This window comes from Streptococcus sp. 11273D007BT, assembly GCF_053547195.1.
This window is the reverse complement of sequence record NZ_JBPWPE010000001.1, coordinates 1,400,992-1,418,482: the sequence shown is the minus strand read 5'-3', so window position 1 is coordinate 1,418,482 and position 17,491 is coordinate 1,400,992. Positions and strand designations below refer to the sequence as shown.

Annotated in this window: 14 protein-coding genes; 10 read left to right on the top strand and 4 right to left on the bottom strand. The window is 38.1% G+C overall.

Translation table 11 applies throughout. The features are described 5' to 3' along the window. Positions 1-121 precede the first annotated feature (121 nt). The 4 genes from malQ to ACEE75_RS07240 are packed head-to-tail and all read left to right on the top strand — an operon-like array spanning position 122 to position 6,934. Positions 122-1,621 (top strand): 4-alpha-glucanotransferase, encoded by a 1,500-nt coding sequence (gene malQ / locus ACEE75_RS07255; RefSeq protein WP_427895838.1) that lies wholly within the window; start codon positions 122-124, stop codon positions 1,619-1,621. Between the two features lies 1 nt (position 1,622). Further along, entirely contained in the window at positions 1,623-3,887 is a 2,265-nt protein-coding gene (gene glgP / locus ACEE75_RS07250) for a glycogen/starch/alpha-glucan family phosphorylase (protein WP_447574128.1), read from the top strand. Positions 3,888-3,913: 26 nt separating this feature from the next. After that, entirely contained in the window at positions 3,914-4,705 is a 792-nt protein-coding gene (locus ACEE75_RS07245) for an endonuclease/exonuclease/phosphatase family protein (RefSeq protein WP_447574129.1), read from the top strand. Positions 4,706-4,765: 60 nt separating this feature from the next. Continuing rightward, the gene (locus ACEE75_RS07240) at positions 4,766-6,934 is read left to right on the top strand and encodes a PTS transporter subunit IIBC (protein WP_447574130.1); all 2,169 of its coding nucleotides are present in this window, start codon (positions 4,766-4,768) and stop codon (positions 6,932-6,934) included. Between the two features lie 261 nt (positions 6,935-7,195). Here the strand turns inward: ACEE75_RS07240 and gatD are convergent, their stop codons facing one another. Together gatD and murT are read right to left on the bottom strand one after the other, a co-directional pair. Then, the gene (gatD, locus tag ACEE75_RS07235; RefSeq protein WP_427895830.1) at positions 7,196-7,984 is read right to left on the bottom strand and encodes a lipid II isoglutaminyl synthase subunit GatD; all 789 of its coding nucleotides are present in this window, start codon (positions 7,982-7,984) and stop codon (positions 7,196-7,198) included. After that, positions 7,984-9,327: a lipid II isoglutaminyl synthase subunit MurT gene (gene murT / locus ACEE75_RS07230; protein ID WP_447574131.1), complete on the bottom strand. Its 1,344-nt coding sequence runs from the start codon at positions 9,325-9,327 to the stop codon at positions 7,984-7,986. Before murT ends, gatD begins: the two co-directional genes overlap by 1 nt. 167 nt (positions 9,328-9,494) lie before the next feature. Here murT and cdaA point away from each other — a divergent pair, with 167 nt between their 5' ends. The 6 genes from cdaA to ACEE75_RS07200 all read left to right on the top strand — a co-directional run bounded on the left by cdaA (position 9,495) and on the right by ACEE75_RS07200 (position 14,419). Continuing rightward, complete coding sequence (cdaA, locus tag ACEE75_RS07225; protein WP_447574182.1) at positions 9,495-10,292, top strand: diadenylate cyclase CdaA; 798 nt, start codon at positions 9,495-9,497, stop codon at positions 10,290-10,292. Continuing rightward, positions 10,282-11,241, top strand: a complete 960-nt coding sequence (locus ACEE75_RS07220; RefSeq protein ID WP_447574132.1) for a CdaR family protein — start codon at positions 10,282-10,284, stop codon at positions 11,239-11,241. Before cdaA ends, ACEE75_RS07220 begins: the two co-directional genes overlap by 11 nt. Positions 11,242-11,287: 46 nt before the next feature. Next, entirely contained in the window at positions 11,288-12,637 is a 1,350-nt protein-coding gene (gene glmM / locus ACEE75_RS07215) for a phosphoglucosamine mutase (RefSeq protein ID WP_447574133.1), read from the top strand. Positions 12,638-12,748: 111 nt separating this feature from the next. After that, positions 12,749-12,874 (top strand): DUF4044 domain-containing protein, encoded by a 126-nt coding sequence (locus ACEE75_RS07210; protein WP_427895822.1) that lies wholly within the window; start codon positions 12,749-12,751, stop codon positions 12,872-12,874. A 55-nt stretch (positions 12,875-12,929) separates the two neighbouring features. Continuing rightward, positions 12,930-14,240, top strand: a complete 1,311-nt coding sequence (obgE, locus tag ACEE75_RS07205) for a GTPase ObgE (protein WP_447574134.1) — start codon at positions 12,930-12,932, stop codon at positions 14,238-14,240. A gap of 20 nt (positions 14,241-14,260) precedes the next feature. Further along, a complete protein-coding gene (locus tag ACEE75_RS07200; RefSeq protein WP_354368775.1) occupies positions 14,261-14,419 on the top strand; it encodes a hypothetical protein in 159 nt (52 codons plus the stop codon). A gap of 75 nt (positions 14,420-14,494) precedes the next feature. Here the strand turns inward: ACEE75_RS07200 and ACEE75_RS07195 are convergent, their stop codons facing one another. Together ACEE75_RS07195 and ACEE75_RS07190 are read right to left on the bottom strand one after the other, a co-directional pair. Further along, positions 14,495-15,235 carry an amino acid ABC transporter ATP-binding protein gene (locus ACEE75_RS07195; protein ID WP_354368777.1) on the bottom strand — a complete coding sequence of 247 codons (741 nt, stop codon included), beginning with the start codon at positions 15,233-15,235 and terminating at the stop codon, positions 14,495-14,497. Then, positions 15,235-17,409, bottom strand: a complete 2,175-nt coding sequence (locus tag ACEE75_RS07190; RefSeq protein WP_354368779.1) for an ABC transporter substrate-binding protein/permease — start codon at positions 17,407-17,409, stop codon at positions 15,235-15,237. The genes ACEE75_RS07195 and ACEE75_RS07190 overlap by 1 nt, the downstream gene beginning before the upstream one ends. Positions 17,410-17,491 lie beyond the last annotated feature (82 nt).

Sequence of the window (17,491 nt, the reverse complement as noted above, 5' to 3'; positions counted from 1 at the left end):
TAACTTTTCTAAAAAATAAAAGAAAACCGTAAAAATAAAAAGTTTTACGTAAAAGTCCTTGACAAATGCAATCGCTTGCGTTAAAATAATACTTGTAAATGAGATGAAAGGAAGGAATCATATGGCAAAGCGTTCAAGTGGTGTCTTGATGCACATTACTTCATTACCTGGTCACTTTGGAATAGGGACTTTTGGTAAAGAAGCTTACGAATTTGTAGATTTCCTTAAAGAAACAAATCAAACTTATTGGCAGTTATTGCCCCTAACCACAACAAGCTACGGTGACTCACCTTATCAGTCATTCTCAGCTGTTGCTGGAAATACAAATCTGATTGATTTTGATCTTCTTGAAAAAGAAGGGTTCCTAACCAAAGCAGATTATGAAACGATTAAGTTTACAGATGATGAAGAAAGTATTGATTATGCTTTATTGTTTGAGACCCGCCGTCCTATCTTGGAAAAAGCTGTTAAAGCTTTTCTAGCAGATGCTGATCAAAAAGCTATTCTGACAACATTTGAAAAAGAAAATGCTTCATGGTTGGGAGATTATGCTGAGTTTATGGCGATTAAAGAGTCTTTCAACAATCAGTCGCTTCAAGAGTGGCCAGAAAAAGCTATTGCAAGACGTGAGGAAAAAGCTTTAGCCGATTACCGTGAGAAATTAGCTGAAGTAATTGATTATCATAAAGTCACACAATATTTCTTCTTTAAGCAATGGGCAGAGTTAAAAGACTATGCTAATAAAAATGCTATCCAAATTATTGGAGATATGCCAATTTATGTTTCAGCAGATAGTGTTGAGATGTGGACCAAACCTGAATTATTTAAGGTTGATGAAAAAGGTCATCCTAAATATGTTGCAGGTGTTCCAGCAGATGAATTTTCTGATGTCGGGCAATACTGGGGAAACCCAATCTATGACTGGAAAAAACATAAAGAAACAGGATATGCTTGGTGGATTTACCGTATTACAGAGAGCTTTAAGATTTATGATGTTTTGCGTATTGACCACTTCAAAGGATTTTCTGATTTTTGGCAAGTAGATGCCAAAGAAGATACTGCTAAAAATGGTAGTTGGCAACCAGGTCCAGGTTATGATCTTTTTGAAGCTATTAAAAAAGAACTTGGTGAACTTCCAATTATTGCAGAAAACCTAGGTTATATTGATGAGAAAGCAGAAAAACTTCTTGAAGACACAGCCTTTCCAGGTATGAAAATCTTAGAATTTGGTTTCTTTGATGTCACTGGTGAAAGTCTAGACCTTCCACACAACTATACATCAGATGCTGTTGCTTACACAGGAACGCATGACAATGAGGTAGTTAATGGTTGGTATGATAATTTAACACCAGAGCAGCAAACTTACGCTGATGCTTACATGCATCGTGATGGTGATGAACCTATCACACAGGCAATGCTTCGTACACTTTATGCTTCAGTGGCAGATACCGCGATTGCTTGCATGCAAGATATTTTAGACCTTCCTGCCGAAAGTCGTATGAATGTGCCAAATACAGTTGGACAAAACTGGAAGTGGCGCATGAAAAAAGAAGATTTAACCGCAGAGAAAAAAGCTTACTTAAAAACAATTACAGAACTATATCAACGAGGGAATAATTAACATGGCTAATTTTACAACTTTTGCAGAAACAAACACGAACAAAAAACTTGCAGAACTCACAAATGAAGAAATCTATCTTCAATTATTGAACTATGTCAAAGCTGAAGCAGCGACAAAACCAAAAAACACTGGGAAACGTAAAGTTTACTATATCTCAGCTGAGTTTCTTATTGGTAAACTCTTGTCAAACAACTTGATTAACTTGGGTGTTTACAAAGATATTCAAGCGGAATTAGCAGCTGCTGGAAAATCTTTAGCACAAGTTGAAGATGTTGAACCAGAACCATCTCTTGGTAATGGTGGTCTTGGACGTTTGGCATCATGTTTTGTGGACTCTATGTCAACACTTGGTATTAACGGTGAAGGTGTTGGTCTTAACTACCACTGTGGTCTTTTCCGTCAAGTCTTTAAAGACAACCAACAAGATGCAGAACCAAACTTCTGGATTGAAAATGATTCTTGGTTGATTCCTACAGATATCAGCTATGACGTACCATTTAAAAACTTCACGTTGAAATCTAAGTTAGATCGACTTGATATTCTTGGCTATAAAAAAGAAACTAAGAACTACCTTAACTTGTTTGACATCGAGTCTGTCAACTATGACTTAATTACAGATGGCATCTCATTTGACAAGACAGACATCAAAGAAAACTTGACTCTCTTCTTGTACCCAGATGATTCAGATAAAAATGGTGAATTGCTTCGTATCTACCAACAGTATTTCATGGTATCAAACGCAGCACAACTCTTGATTGATGAAGCGATCGAACGTGGGTCAAACTTACATGACTTGGCAGACTATGCTTATGTTCAAATCAACGATACGCACCCATCAATGGTTATTCCTGAGTTGATCCGTCTCTTGACTGAAAAACATGGTATTGATTTTGCAGAAGCAGTAGCGATTGTTAAAAACATGACAGGCTACACTAACCACACCATCTTGGCAGAAGCACTTGAGAAATGGCCACTTGAATTCTTGGAAGAAGTAGTCCCACACCTAGTTGGTATTATTAAAGAGTTGGATGCCCTTGTCGCACAAGAAGTTCCAGATGTTGCCCTTCATATTATCGATGAGTCTGGTCGTGTTCATATGGCTCACATGGATATCCACTATTCTAACTCAGTTAACGGGGTAGCAGCTCTCCACACAGAAATCTTGAAAAACTCTGAGTTGAAAGGGTTCTACGAACTTTACCCAGAAAAATTCAACAACAAAACAAATGGTATCACCTTCCGTCGTTGGTTGGAATTTGCTAACCAAGACCTTGCAGACTATATCAAGGAATTGATTGGCGATGAGTACTTGACAGATGCAACTAAACTTGAGAAATTACTTGCTTTTGCAGATGACAAGGAAGTTCATGCTAAATTGGCTGAAATCAAACACAACAACAAATTGGCTCTTAAACGTTACCTCAAAGACAACAAGGGAATTGAGTTGGACGAAAACTCTATCATTGATACACAAATCAAACGTTTCCACGAGTACAAACGCCAACAAATGAATGCCTTGTATGTGATTCACAAGTATCTTGAAATCAAAAACGGCAACCTTCCAAAACGTAAAATCACTGTTATCTTCGGTGGTAAGGCGGCTCCAGCTTATGTGATTGCCCAAGACATCATTCACTTGATTCTCTGCTTGTCTGAATTGATCAATAACGATCCAGAAGTGAGCAAGTATCTCAACGTTCATTTGGTAGAAAACTACAACGTAACGGTTGCAGAAAAACTTATCCCTGCGACAGATATCTCTGAGCAAATCTCACTAGCTTCTAAAGAAGCATCAGGTACTGGTAACATGAAATTTATGTTGAACGGTGCTTTGACACTTGGTACTATGGACGGTGCTAACGTTGAGATTGCAGAATTAGCAGGTATGGATAATATCTACACATTTGGTAAGGATTCAGATACTATTATCGACTTGTACGACAAGGCTGGCTATGTTTCTGCAGACTACTACAATGGTGATGCCAACATCAAACGTGCGGTTGACTTTATCGTCAGCGACGAAGTGAAAGCACTTGGTAACGAAGAACGTCTTGGTCGCTTGCACCATGAATTGATTTCTAAAGACTGGTTCATGACCTTGATTGACTTGGCAGAGTACATCGAAGTTAAAGAGCAAGTCTTTGCAGACTACGAAGATCAAGATTCATGGAACAAGAAAGTTGTTCACAATATTGCTAAAGCAGGATTCTTCTCATCTGACCGTACAATCGAGCAGTATAACGAAGATATCTGGCACAGTAAATAATTTCAATTGAACAGAAAGGGGTCGTCATGAAATTATTAACAGTCAATGTTCATGCTTGGCTAGAGGATAATCAAGAAGAAAAATTAAATACACTGGCACAGGCAATTGCTGAAAATGATTATGACGTCATTGCCCTCCAAGAAGTCAATCAACTCATGAGTGCGAAACTAGTGACTCATGAGTTGAGAGACGATAATTATGGTCTCATCTTATTAGAAAAATTACGTCATTTAGTCGGTGAGAAGTACTCTTATTATTGGAGTAATTCTCATATCGGCTATGATAAATATGATGAAGGGATTGCATTTTTAACGAAGTTGCCAGTTTATGAGGTTGATCCTTTTTATTGCAGTCAGCATCAGAGTTTAGATTCTATTCTTTCAAGAAAGATATTAGGCCTAACAGTTGTTTATAAGGGACAACTTATAGAATGTTATTCTTGTCACATTAATCTTCCCGATGGAGAAGGTGAAGATCAGTTGGAAAATATTCAAACCATCATCAATCGCACTCAAACAGACAATTTAAAAGTCTTTATGGGAGATTTCAATACAGACAGTATATCTAATCATTCTGCTTATGAAGCTATCACCAATCTAGGATTGATTGATACCTATGATTTGGCAGAAGAAAAAGATTCGGGTATTACAGTTGAAAAAGCGATTGACGGCTGGAGTGATCATGCAGAAGAAAAACGCCTAGATTATATCTTTTTGAATCAGAATAAAACTGTTTTATCAAGTCGTGTTATCTTTAATGGAAAGAATAAAGCCATTATTTCAGACCATTTTGGAGTGGAGATTCAATTAGAATTTTAATATTGTTTATTCTAATGATATAATAATATAATAAAATAAATCCTTAAAAGGAGAAGATGAATGAAAAAGTTATTAAGCTTTGAATTTTGGCAAAAATTCGGTAAAGCCTTAATGGTTGTTATCGCAGTTATGCCTGCAGCAGGTTTGATGGTTAGTATCGGGAACTCGCTTCCTCTTATCAATGCAGATTCAGAACTGCTTGCTCGTGTGGGGAATATTATTGCTCAAATCGGTTGGGGAATTATTGGTAACTTGCATTTGCTATTTGCGCTAGCTATTGGTGGTAGTTGGGCAAAAGAGCGTGCAGGTGGTGCTTTTGCAGCAGGTTTAGCCTTTATCTTAATTAACCTTATCACAGGGAATTTCTTTGGTGTTACAGTAGATATGTTAGCTGATGCAGATGCCCATGTCAAAACTATTTTTGGGACTTCTATCCCTGTGTCAGGTTACTTTGTTAATATTCTTGGTCAACCAGCTCTTAACATGGGAGTATTTGTAGGTATCATTTCTGGATTCCTTGGGGCGACTACTTATAATAAATACTACAATTTCCGTAAATTACCAGATGTCTTATCATTCTTTAACGGAAAACGTTTTGTACCATTTGTTGTCATCTATCGCTCAGTTATTGTAGCACTTATCTTGGCTGTCTTTTGGCCAGTTGTTCAAACAGGTATCAACAGTTTTGGTAAATGGATTGCTAACTCACAAGATACAGCACCAATTTTGGCGCCATTTGTCTATGGTACATTAGAGCGTCTCCTTCTTCCATTTGGTCTCCACCATATGCTTACCATCCCAATGAACTATACGTCACTAGGTGGTACGTATGAAATCCTTACAGGAGCTCAAAAAGGAACAGAAGTATTTGGACAAGATCCACTTTGGTTGGCATGGATTACAGACCTTATTAACCTTAAAGACGCTGGAGATATGAGCCAATATAAAGAGCTTCTTGCTACTGTTACCCCAGCACGCTTTAAAGTTGGTCAAATGATTGGGTCAAGTGGTATCCTTATGGGACTGACTTACGCTATGTATCGTAATGTTGATGAAGATAAAAAGCATAAATACAAAGGGATGTTTATCTCAACAGCACTTGCAGTATTCTTGACAGGTGTTACTGAGCCAATCGAGTTTATGTTCATGTTTGCGGCTGTTCCACTTTATGTTGTTTATGCTCTTGTACAAGGTGCAGCCTTTGCTATGGCTGATGTTGTGGACCTTCGTGTACACTCATTTGGTAACATCGAGTTCTTGACACGTACACCAATGGCACTTAAAGCTGGTATTGGTATGGATGTGATCAACTTTATCTGGGTAACAGCACTATTTGCGGTTATCATGTACTTTATTGCAGACTTCATGATTAAGAAATTCAATCTTGCAACTGCAGGTCGTAATGGTAACTATGATGCTGATATGGCTGATGATAAGTCAGAAGGTGAAGCAGGAACAGCAGATGCTAATTCACAGGTTGTTCAAATTATTAACCTTCTTGGTGGACGTGAAAATATTTCTGACGTTGATGCCTGCATGACTCGTCTCCGTGTTTCTGTTAATAATGTGGCAGAAGTAGGTGATGAGGCTGCTTGGAAACAGGCTGGTGCAATGGGCTTAATCATCAAGGATAATGGTGTTCAAGCTGTTTACGGACCAAAAGCAGATATCTTGAAATCAGATATTCAGGATTTACTGGATTCAGGTGCAGTGATTCCTAAGACAGAAGTGAAAGCCGTTAAAGAAGAAGCGGTAGATACACATTTCAAAGGAATTACAGTAGATGTGGCGTCGGTTGCTGATGGCGATGTGATTGCTATTACAGACGTTAAAGATCCTGTTTTCTCACAAAAAATGATGGGAGATGGCTACGCAGTTGAACCAGAAAATGGAAATATCTATGCTCCAGTTTCAGGTCTTATTACGAGTGTCTTTCCAACAAAACATGCTGTCGGTCTTTTAACTGATGAAGGCTTGGAAGTTTTGGTACACGTTGGACTTGATACGGTAGCGCTAAATGGAGCTCCGTTCTCAGCTAAGGTGACAGATGGACAACGTGTTCAGGCTGGAGATCTTCTTCTAGTTGCTGATTTAGAAGCTATTAAATCAGCAGAGCGTGAAACAACAACAGTTGTTGCCTTCACCAATACAGCTGAAATTAAATCAGTTACTCTTCAAAACTTAGGAAAACAAACAGCTAAGACAGTTGTTGCCAAAGTTGAATTATAATCTCCAAAAAAAATTCTGGAATCATTGATTCCAGAATTTTTTGTTATATTAAGCATCACGCTTGTTCTTGGTATGATGATGATCTTTTAGTATTGTTTGGTAAGGTCACGGTAAATCTGGTTTGGATAATGAAATGCTTATCACAGAAATAATTTGTTTAATAAAAGTAAAGCTGATTTATGAGACTACTGAGAAAGGTTACCCTTTCTAGAGCCTTAAAAATACCATCTGGCGTGATATCCAAATGGTATTTTTTATCTTTTATTTTTCAAATTCAGCCTTGCTTTTAACATCAAGGTACTCTTCAGCAACTTCTAAACTGAGAATATCCTGATAAGTTGGTAGAGTCAAATCATGACCATATTTATTTTTTAGGGCAGTTGTCACTAAGCGATAAGCAAGGTTAGCATTGCGAGATAGGATAGGACCGTGGAAATAGCTTCCAAAGACATTTTTATAGTGAACACCTTCAGAACCATCTTCTTTATTATTACCGTTGCCATAAACAACTTTTCCAAGTGGTTTCTCATCATCAGATAAGAAGGTGCGTCCTTGATGGTTTTCAAAGCCGTAGTAGGTTTCATCAAATTCTTCATTATAGATTTTGATATCCCCAATGTAGCGATTGTTGTTTTGATTAAGTGTATAGTGTCCCATGACACCGATACCATCAATTTTTTCACCATTAGCCTGAATGTAATATTGCCCCAATAATTGAAAACCACCACAAATAGCAAGAATAACTTTGTCTTTATCAATGAATTCTGCAATGGCTTCTTTTTTAGAGGGTAAATCTTTAGCAACGATGGCTTGTTCATAATCTTGTCCACCACCAAAAAAGACAAGATCATAGTCATCAGCCTTGAAGGGATCCTCAAGAGAGACAATATCTACCGTAACTCGTGCTCCTAGTTTTTCTGCAACATATTTGAGCATGAGGATGTTACCATTATCTCCATAAGTGTTCATTAAGTTTCCATAAAGGTGAGCAATTGAGAGGTCAAATTGATAGTCTTTTGAGTGAGGGGATTGTAGAGAAGTATAAACCATTAGTTCATCTCCTTTCCAACAGCATGCTTGTTAGCTAATAACTCTCTAAATTCAAGCATGGCTGTGTAGGTTGCTAGGATATAAGCATGTTGAGTATCTTGTTGCTCAATAAAATTCATAATATCTTCTAGCTTTTCTGCTTGAGTGATGGCCTGTTCTGGATAGCCTGTTACTCGTAAGCGACGTGCAATTTCTGAATGGCGTACCCCACCAGCAAAAATATGAGGAATATCCATATCTAAAATCGCTTCAAAGTTAGCATCCCAAATCCAGCTCGTATCAATACCATCAGCATAGTTGGCATTCAGCAAGACCGACAAACTAAATGGATGAGGTGCTAATTTAATCATATCTAGGGCTTGACTAGCTCCAACTGGATTTTTAATCAACACCAAGGTACAATCTTTATCCCCAATTTTAAAGGTTTCTTGGCGACCAAAGACAGCACGACTCTTGTCAAATCCAGCTTTAATTTGATCAGGTGAGACACCGAAGAATTCTGCGACGGAAACAGCTGCAAGAGCATTATAGATGTTGTAAAGTCCACCAACATTGATTTTATAGTCTTGTCCATCAATCACAAACTCAGAACTGGTATTGGTAATCTTGGTTAAACGTGTTAAAGCGTAGTCCAGTTGAGGACGCTCAAAACCACAATGCTCACAAATATAATCACCTAGATTGGCATAGGTATTAAGACGATAGGTGAGGATATGTTGGCAGCGTGGACATAGGATTCCTTCTGTGTTATAGTGAGCAAGTTGAGGTTGCCCTTTTTCGGTATCAAAACCATAGTACTGGACTGGATTAATGACTTCTTTGGAGTTAAAAAGTGGGCTATCTCCATTAGCTAAAATCGTAGCTTCAGGGGCATTTTGAGCACCTTTTAAAATCATATCGTATGTGGTATAGATTTCTCCATAACGATCCATCTGATCACGGAAAATGTTGGTAAAGACGAAAAGACTTGGCGTGATGTATTGTGTGATTTTTGGGAGACTTGCCTCGTCAATTTCAAGGACAGCGATTTTTTTACCAGACTTAGCTTTTTTTGCTGTCAAAAAGGTTGACGTGATTCCTGTGATCATATTAGCTCCACTAGGATTTGTCACTACCTCACCAAATGCCTCTTTTAGAATTCCAACTGTAAGAGCGGTTGTTAAGGTTTTACCATTTGTTCCTGTTACCACCACGATCTCATAGTCCTTGGCAATATGATTTAAAATATGATTGTCAAACTGAAGAGCAATTTTACCAGGTAAAGTTGATCCTCTTCCAAGTTTATTTAAAATAAAATGTGCTGATTTTCCAGCTGCTATTCCTAAAAATGTTTTTATTGTCATAGCACCATTTTATCATAAAGTTTCAGGATATTAAAAGGAAAAATTCCTTTTAGTATGTTATAATGAGACGTGTAGATTTTTAAATCATGATCTTATGTAGAAAGGAGCGAGTTGTGCCATTATTTCAAATTGATGCAAGATTTTGGCAATCCCTGTTTGATACCCCTATGGGTATTGTGATCAATGTTATTGATATCTTATTAGTAGCTTGGCTCTTATATCGTTTTATAAAAGCTTTGATTGGAACTAAAATTATGGCTCTGGTTCAAGGAGTTGTTTTGTTTGTTCTTTTAAAGTTTGTAGCAGATTTTGTAGGTTTTGTAACGATTTCATGGTTAATGAATCAGGTTATCACCTACGGTGTCATTGCAGGAGTTGTGATTTTTGCTCCTGAGATTCGTACCTTACTTGAAAAATTTGGTCGTACGACTCATATCTTTAACCCTAGAAATAATTTATCAGATGAAGAGCGTTTAATTGAACACTTTATGAAAGCTGTTAGTTACATGAGTCCAAGAAAAATAGGTGCTTTAGTTTCTATCGAACGCACTCAAACCCTACAAGAGTATATCTCAACAGGTATTAAACTAGATGCAAATGTTAGCAGTGAACTATTAATCAACATTTTTATTCCTAACACACCTTTGCATGACGGTGCAGTGATTATTAAGGGAAATAAAATTGCTTCGGCTTGCTCTTATTTGCCCTTGTCGGAGTCTTCAACGATTTCTAAGGAGTTTGGTACACGTCACCGAGCAGCTATCGGCTTGTCTGAGAACTCTGATGCTTTAACCTTCATTGTGTCAGAGGAGACAGGGGCCATTTCCTTGACCTATAAAGGCTATTTTAGACATGACTTGTCTAAAGAGGAATTTCAAGAAGCTTTGAGTGAAATCCTTATAAAAGATAGAAAAAGACCATCTTTACTATCTAGAGTTTTGGGAGGATCAAGACGTGTTAAATAAACTAAGAAGCCCAAGACTACTTTATGCGATTGTTTCGATCTTTTTTTCCTTGATCTTATTTTTTACAACTTCTTATAATCAGTATAATCAAGCAGGTACCCAGATTAGTCGGGTAACAGAAACTTACACGCATACTTTGACAGAGGTCCCAATTGACATTAAGTATGACAGTGACCGCTATTTTATTAGTGGGTATTCCTATGAAACCAAGGTTTATTTAACATCGACTAATCGTGTAAAGTTGGATTCAGAGATTAATAGTGATACGAGAAAGTTTAAAGTCGTCGCTGATTTAAAAGATATTGAAACAGGTACTGTTAAGGTACCACTGCAGATTAAGGATTTGCCTGATGAAATGACTGCTACAGCAACACCTTCTAAAATAACAGTAACAGTTGGTAAAAAGAAATCTAAAACATTTTCTGTTGTTGGAGAAGTTTCAGATGATCAGATAGCGGAAGGATACGCTTTAAAGTCAATATCAACTGATATTAAAGAAGTGACGGTTACCAGTGATGAAGCAACGATTGATCAAATTGATCATGTGGTTGCTCGTATCGATAACCAATCACCTTTAAGTGAGAATTATTCAAAAAAAGTGACACTTCAAGCAGTTGCAGCTAATGGAACGATTCTACCGTCGATTATTGATCCTGCTAAAGCTAAGTTAAGTGTTGTTGTGGAAAAATTGACAAAAGAAGTTCCTGTCAGCTTAGATTTAACGGGGCAAATGGACAATAGTTTGTCGGATATTTATTATGAATTATCAACTCCAACGGTGACGATTTCAGCAAATCAAGATATTCTTGACCAGATTACAAGTATTCCAGCCACTTTAGATATTTCAGATGTCACGAAGGATACTGTGAAAAAAGTAAAGCTAGAAATGGAAAATGTTACCATTTCACCTAGTGAAATTGATGTTAAGTTAATCACTAAGAAGAAATAGTCTTAATAAGAATTTACGGAAGGAGGCGCATTTAGCGCTATCAATTATGGGAAAATATTTTGGAACAGATGGTGTACGTGGTGAGGCAAATGTTGAGCTGACACCAGAATTAGCATTTAAATTAGGTCGTTTTGGAGGCTATGTTTTAAGCCACCATGAAACAGAGCGTCCACGTGTTTTTGTGGCTAGAGATACTCGCATCTCTGGTGAAATGTTAGAATCTGCCTTGATTGCAGGTTTGCTTTCAGTTGGTATTGAGGTGTATAAGCTTGGTGTTTTAGCAACTCCTGGAGTTTCGTATCTTGTACGCACGGAAGGGGCTAGTGCTGGTGTGATGATTTCAGCCAGTCATAACCCTGCCTTAGATAATGGCATTAAATTTTTTGCAGGAGACGGCTTTAAATTAGATGATGCCTTGGAAGCAGAGATTGAAGAGTTATTGGATGCAGAAAACGATTCTCTTCCTCGTCCGAGTGCAGAAGGTTTAGGAACAGTCGTTGAATACCCAGAAGGGCTTCGCAAATATACCGCTTTTTTAGCTTCTACAGGAGTTGATTTAGATGGTATGAAAGTAGCGCTTGATACCGCCAATGGTGCTGCAAGTACAACTGCTCGTGATATTTTTTTGGATTTAAATGCTGATATTTCAGTTATTGGAGAGAAACCAAATGGTTTGAATATCAATGATGGTATAGGATCAACACATCCCGAAAAATTACAGGAAAAAGTCTTAGAATCAGGAGCTTCCATCGGATTAGCTTTTGATGGTGATAGCGATCGTCTCATTGCTGTTGATGAAAACGGCCAAATTGTAGATGGCGATCGTATCATGTTCATTATTGGGAAATATATGGCAAAACAAGGTGTTTTGGCCAAAAATACAATTGTGACAACAGTTATGTCAAATCTTGGCTTCCACAAAGCTTTGGATCGTGAAGGAATTGATAAAGCTGTAACAGCTGTTGGTGATCGCTACGTTGTCGAAGAAATGCGTCAAAAAGGCTACAATCTTGGTGGCGAGCAATCTGGACACGTTATTATTATGGATTACAACACAACTGGTGATGGTCAATTAACTGCTATTCAATTAACTAAGGTGATGAAAGAGACAGGAAAATCACTTTCTCAATTAGCATCAGAAGTTACTATTTATCCTCAAAAATTAGTTAATATCCGTGTTGAAAATAGTATGAAAGACAAAGCTATGGCTGTCCCTGCGATTGCTGAAATTATTGCTAAAATGGAAGAGGAGATGGCAGGAAACGGTCGTATCTTGGTGAGACCAAGTGGTACAGAACCTCTTTTACGTGTGATGGCAGAAGCTCCAACTGATGAAGCTGTTAACTATTATGTTGATACTATCGCTGATGTTGTGCGAAACGAAATCGGCATTTAACATTGAAGACTTGAGAATTTCTCAAGTTTTTTTGTGCCTTTTGGTTTGAAAAGCATCAGAAATCATGATAATATAGTAGGAAGAAGTTCATTATATAGAAGAGGTATAACTATGGCATTTGGTGACAATGGTCCACGCAAAAAAACAGCATTTGAAAAACTAACCCTAGTGGTTGTTGTTTTGATGGTAATCATTACCGTTGGTGGACTTGTCCTTGGGGCGCTTAGTGCATTTTAACAATGAAAAAACGCTTACGAGCGTTTTTTATCTGTAAGAAAGAAAAGGTAAAATAATGAGTATGTTTTTAGATACAGCCAAAATTTCAGTTAAGGCTGGTCGTGGTGGCGATGGCATGGTGGCTTTTCGCCGTGAAAAGTATGTTCCCAATGGAGGCCCATGGGGAGGTGATGGAGGTCGCGGAGGTGATGTGATTTTTGTAGTAGATGAAGGATTACGCACTCTTATGGATTTCCGTTATAATCGCCACTTTAAAGCCCAGTCTGGTGAAAAGGGGATGACCAAAGGCATGCATGGTAAAGGAGCTGAAAATCTGATTGTACGCGTGCCACAAGGAACAACTATTCGTGATCATGTGACAGGAAAAGTGATTACAGACCTTGTTGAACATGGACAAGAGTTTGTGATTGCCCATGGAGGCCGTGGAGGTCGTGGTAATATCCGTTTTGCAACTCCTAAAAATCCAGCACCTGAAATTGCTGAAAATGGTGAACCAGGTGAGGAGCGTGAATTACAATTGGAGTTGAAAATTTTAGCGGATGTGGGGCTCGTTGGCTTTCCTTCTGTTGGAAAATCAACCCTCCTTAGTGTTGTTTCAGCTGCTAAACCAAAGATCGGAGCCTATCACTTCACAACCATTGTGCCTAATTTAGGGATGGTTCGTACCAAATCAGGTGAGAGTTTTGCTATGGCTGACCTACCAGGTTTGATTGAAGGGGCCAGTCAAGGAGTCGGTTTAGGGACACAATTTCTTCGTCATATTGAGCGAACAAGAGTAATTTTACATGTTATTGACATGTCTGCAAGTGAAGGGCGAGATCCTTATGAGGATTATCTGGCCATCAATAATGAGCTTGAAACCTATAATTTACGCTTGATGGAGCGTCCTCAAATTATTGTTGCCAATAAGATGGATATGCCAGAGGCAGAAGAAAATTTAGTGAAGTTTAAAGAAAAACTTGCAGCCAATTATGACGAGTTCGAAGAATTACCACTAATTTTCCCTATTTCAGGTATCTCTAAACGTGGTTTAGATAATCTTTTAGATGCCACAGCAGAATTGTTGGATCAAACAGACGAATTTCTTCTGTATGATGAAACAGACATGGAAGAAGAAGTTTATTATGGCTTTAATGAAGAAACGAAACCGTTTGAAATTTCGCGTGATGATGATGCTTCATGGGTGTTATCAGGTGAAAAACTTGAGAAACTCTTTATCATGACCAACATGGAACGTGATGAGTCTATTATGAAATTCGCCCGCCAACTGCGTGGTATGGGAGTTGATGAAGCTCTTCGTGAGCGTGGTGCTAAAGACGGTGACATTGTCCGTATTGGTAACTTTGAGTTTGAATTTGTAGATTAAAATCATAAAAGGAGTTTTTTATGGGAGATAAGCCGATATCGTTTAAAGATAAAGATGGCAATTTTGTTTCAGCAGCAGATGTTTGGAATGCTGAAAAACTAGAGGAACTCTTTAATACCCTTAATCCTAACCGACGTTTGCGTTTAGAAAGAGATAAGCAAAAAGAAACAGGTGATTAAGTTACTGGGATACCTATCTAGGCATCCCAGTATTTTTATATAAAAAAATAGAGTGGTCTAACCACTCTATTTTAATTATGCATTTAAAACTTTATTTAAGAAATCTTGTAAACGTGGATGTTGTGGGTTGTCAAAGATTTGTTCAGGTGTGCCATCTTCAATAAATTGACCACCATCTGTAAAGATAACGCGATTGGCTACACGACGGGCAAAGCCCATTTCGTGAGTTACAATCAACATGGTCATGCCTTGTTCAGCAAGATCTTTCATAACATTAAGAACATCTCCAACCATCTCAGGGTCTAGTGCTGAAGTAGGTTCGTCAAATAGCATGATATCTGGGTTCATAGCTAAACTTCGCGCAATCGCTACACGTTGTTTTTGACCACCAGATAAGCTATCTGGATAAGCTTCTGCTTTATCAGCAAGGCCTACTTTTTCAAGTAATTCCATCCCGAGTTTTTCAGCCTCAGCTTTAGATTGTTTACCAAGTTCGATAGGAGCAAATGTAATATTATCTAGTACCGTCATATGTGGGAAAAGATTAAAGTGTTGGAACACCATCCCGATGTTTTCACGCGCTTTATCGACATTGGTTGAAGGATCAGATAACTCATAGCCATCAACAACAACTTTACCACTGGTAATGGTTTCAAGAAGGTTAAGGGTACGAAGGAAGGTAGATTTACCAGAACCTGAAGGTCCAATAATACAAACCACATCTCCTTCGTAAAATTTAGCATCGATACCCTTTAAGACTTCATTTTCTCCATAGGATTTATGTAAATCTTGTACATCAATTTTCAATTCTGCCATTATTTCACTCTCTTTTCTAAGCGTTTTGCTAGTCGTGTGAGAAGGGTAATGATTACAAGGTAGAGAACTGCCAAGATCGCATACATACGGAATGATTGGTAGTTACGTGCAATGATAATCTTACCTGTCTGGAATAACTCTACAAGACCAATCGCTGAGATAATAGTCGTATCTTTTAGTGAGATTACAAACTGGTTGATAAAGTTTGGAAGCATTAATTTAAAGGCTTGAGGAAGGATGACCTTACGCATTGTTGTATTGTAAGGAATACCTAAGCTTCGGCTAGCTTCCATTTGTCCAGATGGGACAGCCTCAATTCCTCCGCGGACAATCTCTGCAATATAGGCACCACCATTTAGAGTGAGGGCGATTGTCCCTGCAACAAAGTCATTAATTGGGCTTTGTTGTCCAGTAATCGATTCAAGTAAGTTTGGAATTCCCCAGAAGATGAAAGCTGCTACAATCATGAGTGGGATACCACGAACCACATCGACAAAAATTGCTGAAATAATACGGAGTGCTTTAACAGGGCTAACACTCATCATACCAAAGATGATTCCGACAATAAGTGCAAGGGCAAATGATACAAGCGCAAGGGCTACTGTAGTCCCGAGACCTGAAAGCAATTGTTTATAGTTATTTGAGAGGAGTCCCCAAATTGTTGTTTCATCAGCAGTTTTAGTACTTGTTGAACTTGAGCTATCTGCGAGATATTGGTTGAGAATCTCTTCGTACTGGCCACTAGCTTTAAGATTTGCAAGACCATTATTGAACATTTCAATCAATTCAGGATTTGATCCTTTTTTCACGGCAAAACCATATTCGCCTACAGGAGTTCCCTCAATAGGTGTTGCAAGGTCTTGTCCTTGTTTGATAGCGTATTTGATAATTGGTTCGTCATCCATGACAGCATCAACAGAACCAGCCTTCAGGCTATCATACATTGGTGATGCATCTGCAAAAGTCTTGATTTTATAACCATACTTGTCCTTGTTTTCCTCAAGGAAAGTTTGAGAGGCTGTTCCGTTTTTTACACCAACGGTTTTTCCGTTTAAATCTTCATAAGATTTGATGGAACTATTTTTCTTAACCCCAATAATCGCATTGGCAGTATAGTAAGGATCTGAGAAATCAAATGTCTCTTTACGTTCGTCTGTGATGGACATACCAGCGATCATACCATCAGCTTGACCAGATTGCACTGCGTTGACCGCAGCATCAAAGCCTGGATTACTAATATCTAGAGTAAATCCTTGATCTTTAGCAATAGCATTGATCAGGCTCATATCAATACCAGTGTATTTATTACTATCATCTTGGAACACAAATGGTGCAAATGAAGAATCACTGGCGATTTTATAAACGTCTTTAACTGGTGTAGCTTTTTGTCCGCTGGCAGTACTCGTTTCAGGAACAGCAGAAGTAGTTGTTTCTCCTGTCCATTGGCTAATGATCTCTTCTAATGTGCCATCTTCCTTCATTTGAGAGAGGGCTTCGTTGAACTCATCAACTAAGTACTCGTATTTACTTCCTTTTTTTACGGCAAAGGCAAAGCTACCTACTTTTTCACCATCCATATTAATAGCGTAGGCTTTTCCTTGCTTAATAGCGTACTGTACCACTGGTTCATCATCCATAGCGGCATCAATCGAACCAGAGTCAAGGCTATTGTTCATCAAATCACTTGTGTCAAATGTTTTGAGCGTATAGCCGTATTTATCTTTGTTTTCCTCAAGGAAAGATTGCGCAGCTGTTCCGTTTTTCACGCCGACAACTTTTCCTTTTAACTCTTCATAACTTGAGATTTTATTATCACTACGGGTGTAGATGACAACAGCTGTATCGTAATAAGTGTCTGAGAAAGTAAATACTTTCTTACGCGCCTCTGTGACAGTCGTACCAGCCATAAGTGCATCAGCTTGCCCTGATTGAACAGCGTTAACGGCTGCATCAAAGCCTGGGAAAGTCATATCGTAGTCCCAACCTTGCAGTTCGGCAACTTTTTTGATAATGTCTACATCAATTCCTTTGTAAACTTGGTCAGAATCTTTAAATTCGAATGGGGCATAAGCAGTATCTGAAACGATTTTAATGGTTTCAGCGCTAGCTTTTCCGCCAAACATAAAGAATACTGATAACATCGTTAGCATAAAAGCTGTAAGCTTTTTCTTCATGTTATTCTCCTTCTATATAAAAAATACTCTTCATTATATCAAAAAAAGGTATGGAATTCAAATCTCACACTCTATCATGTAA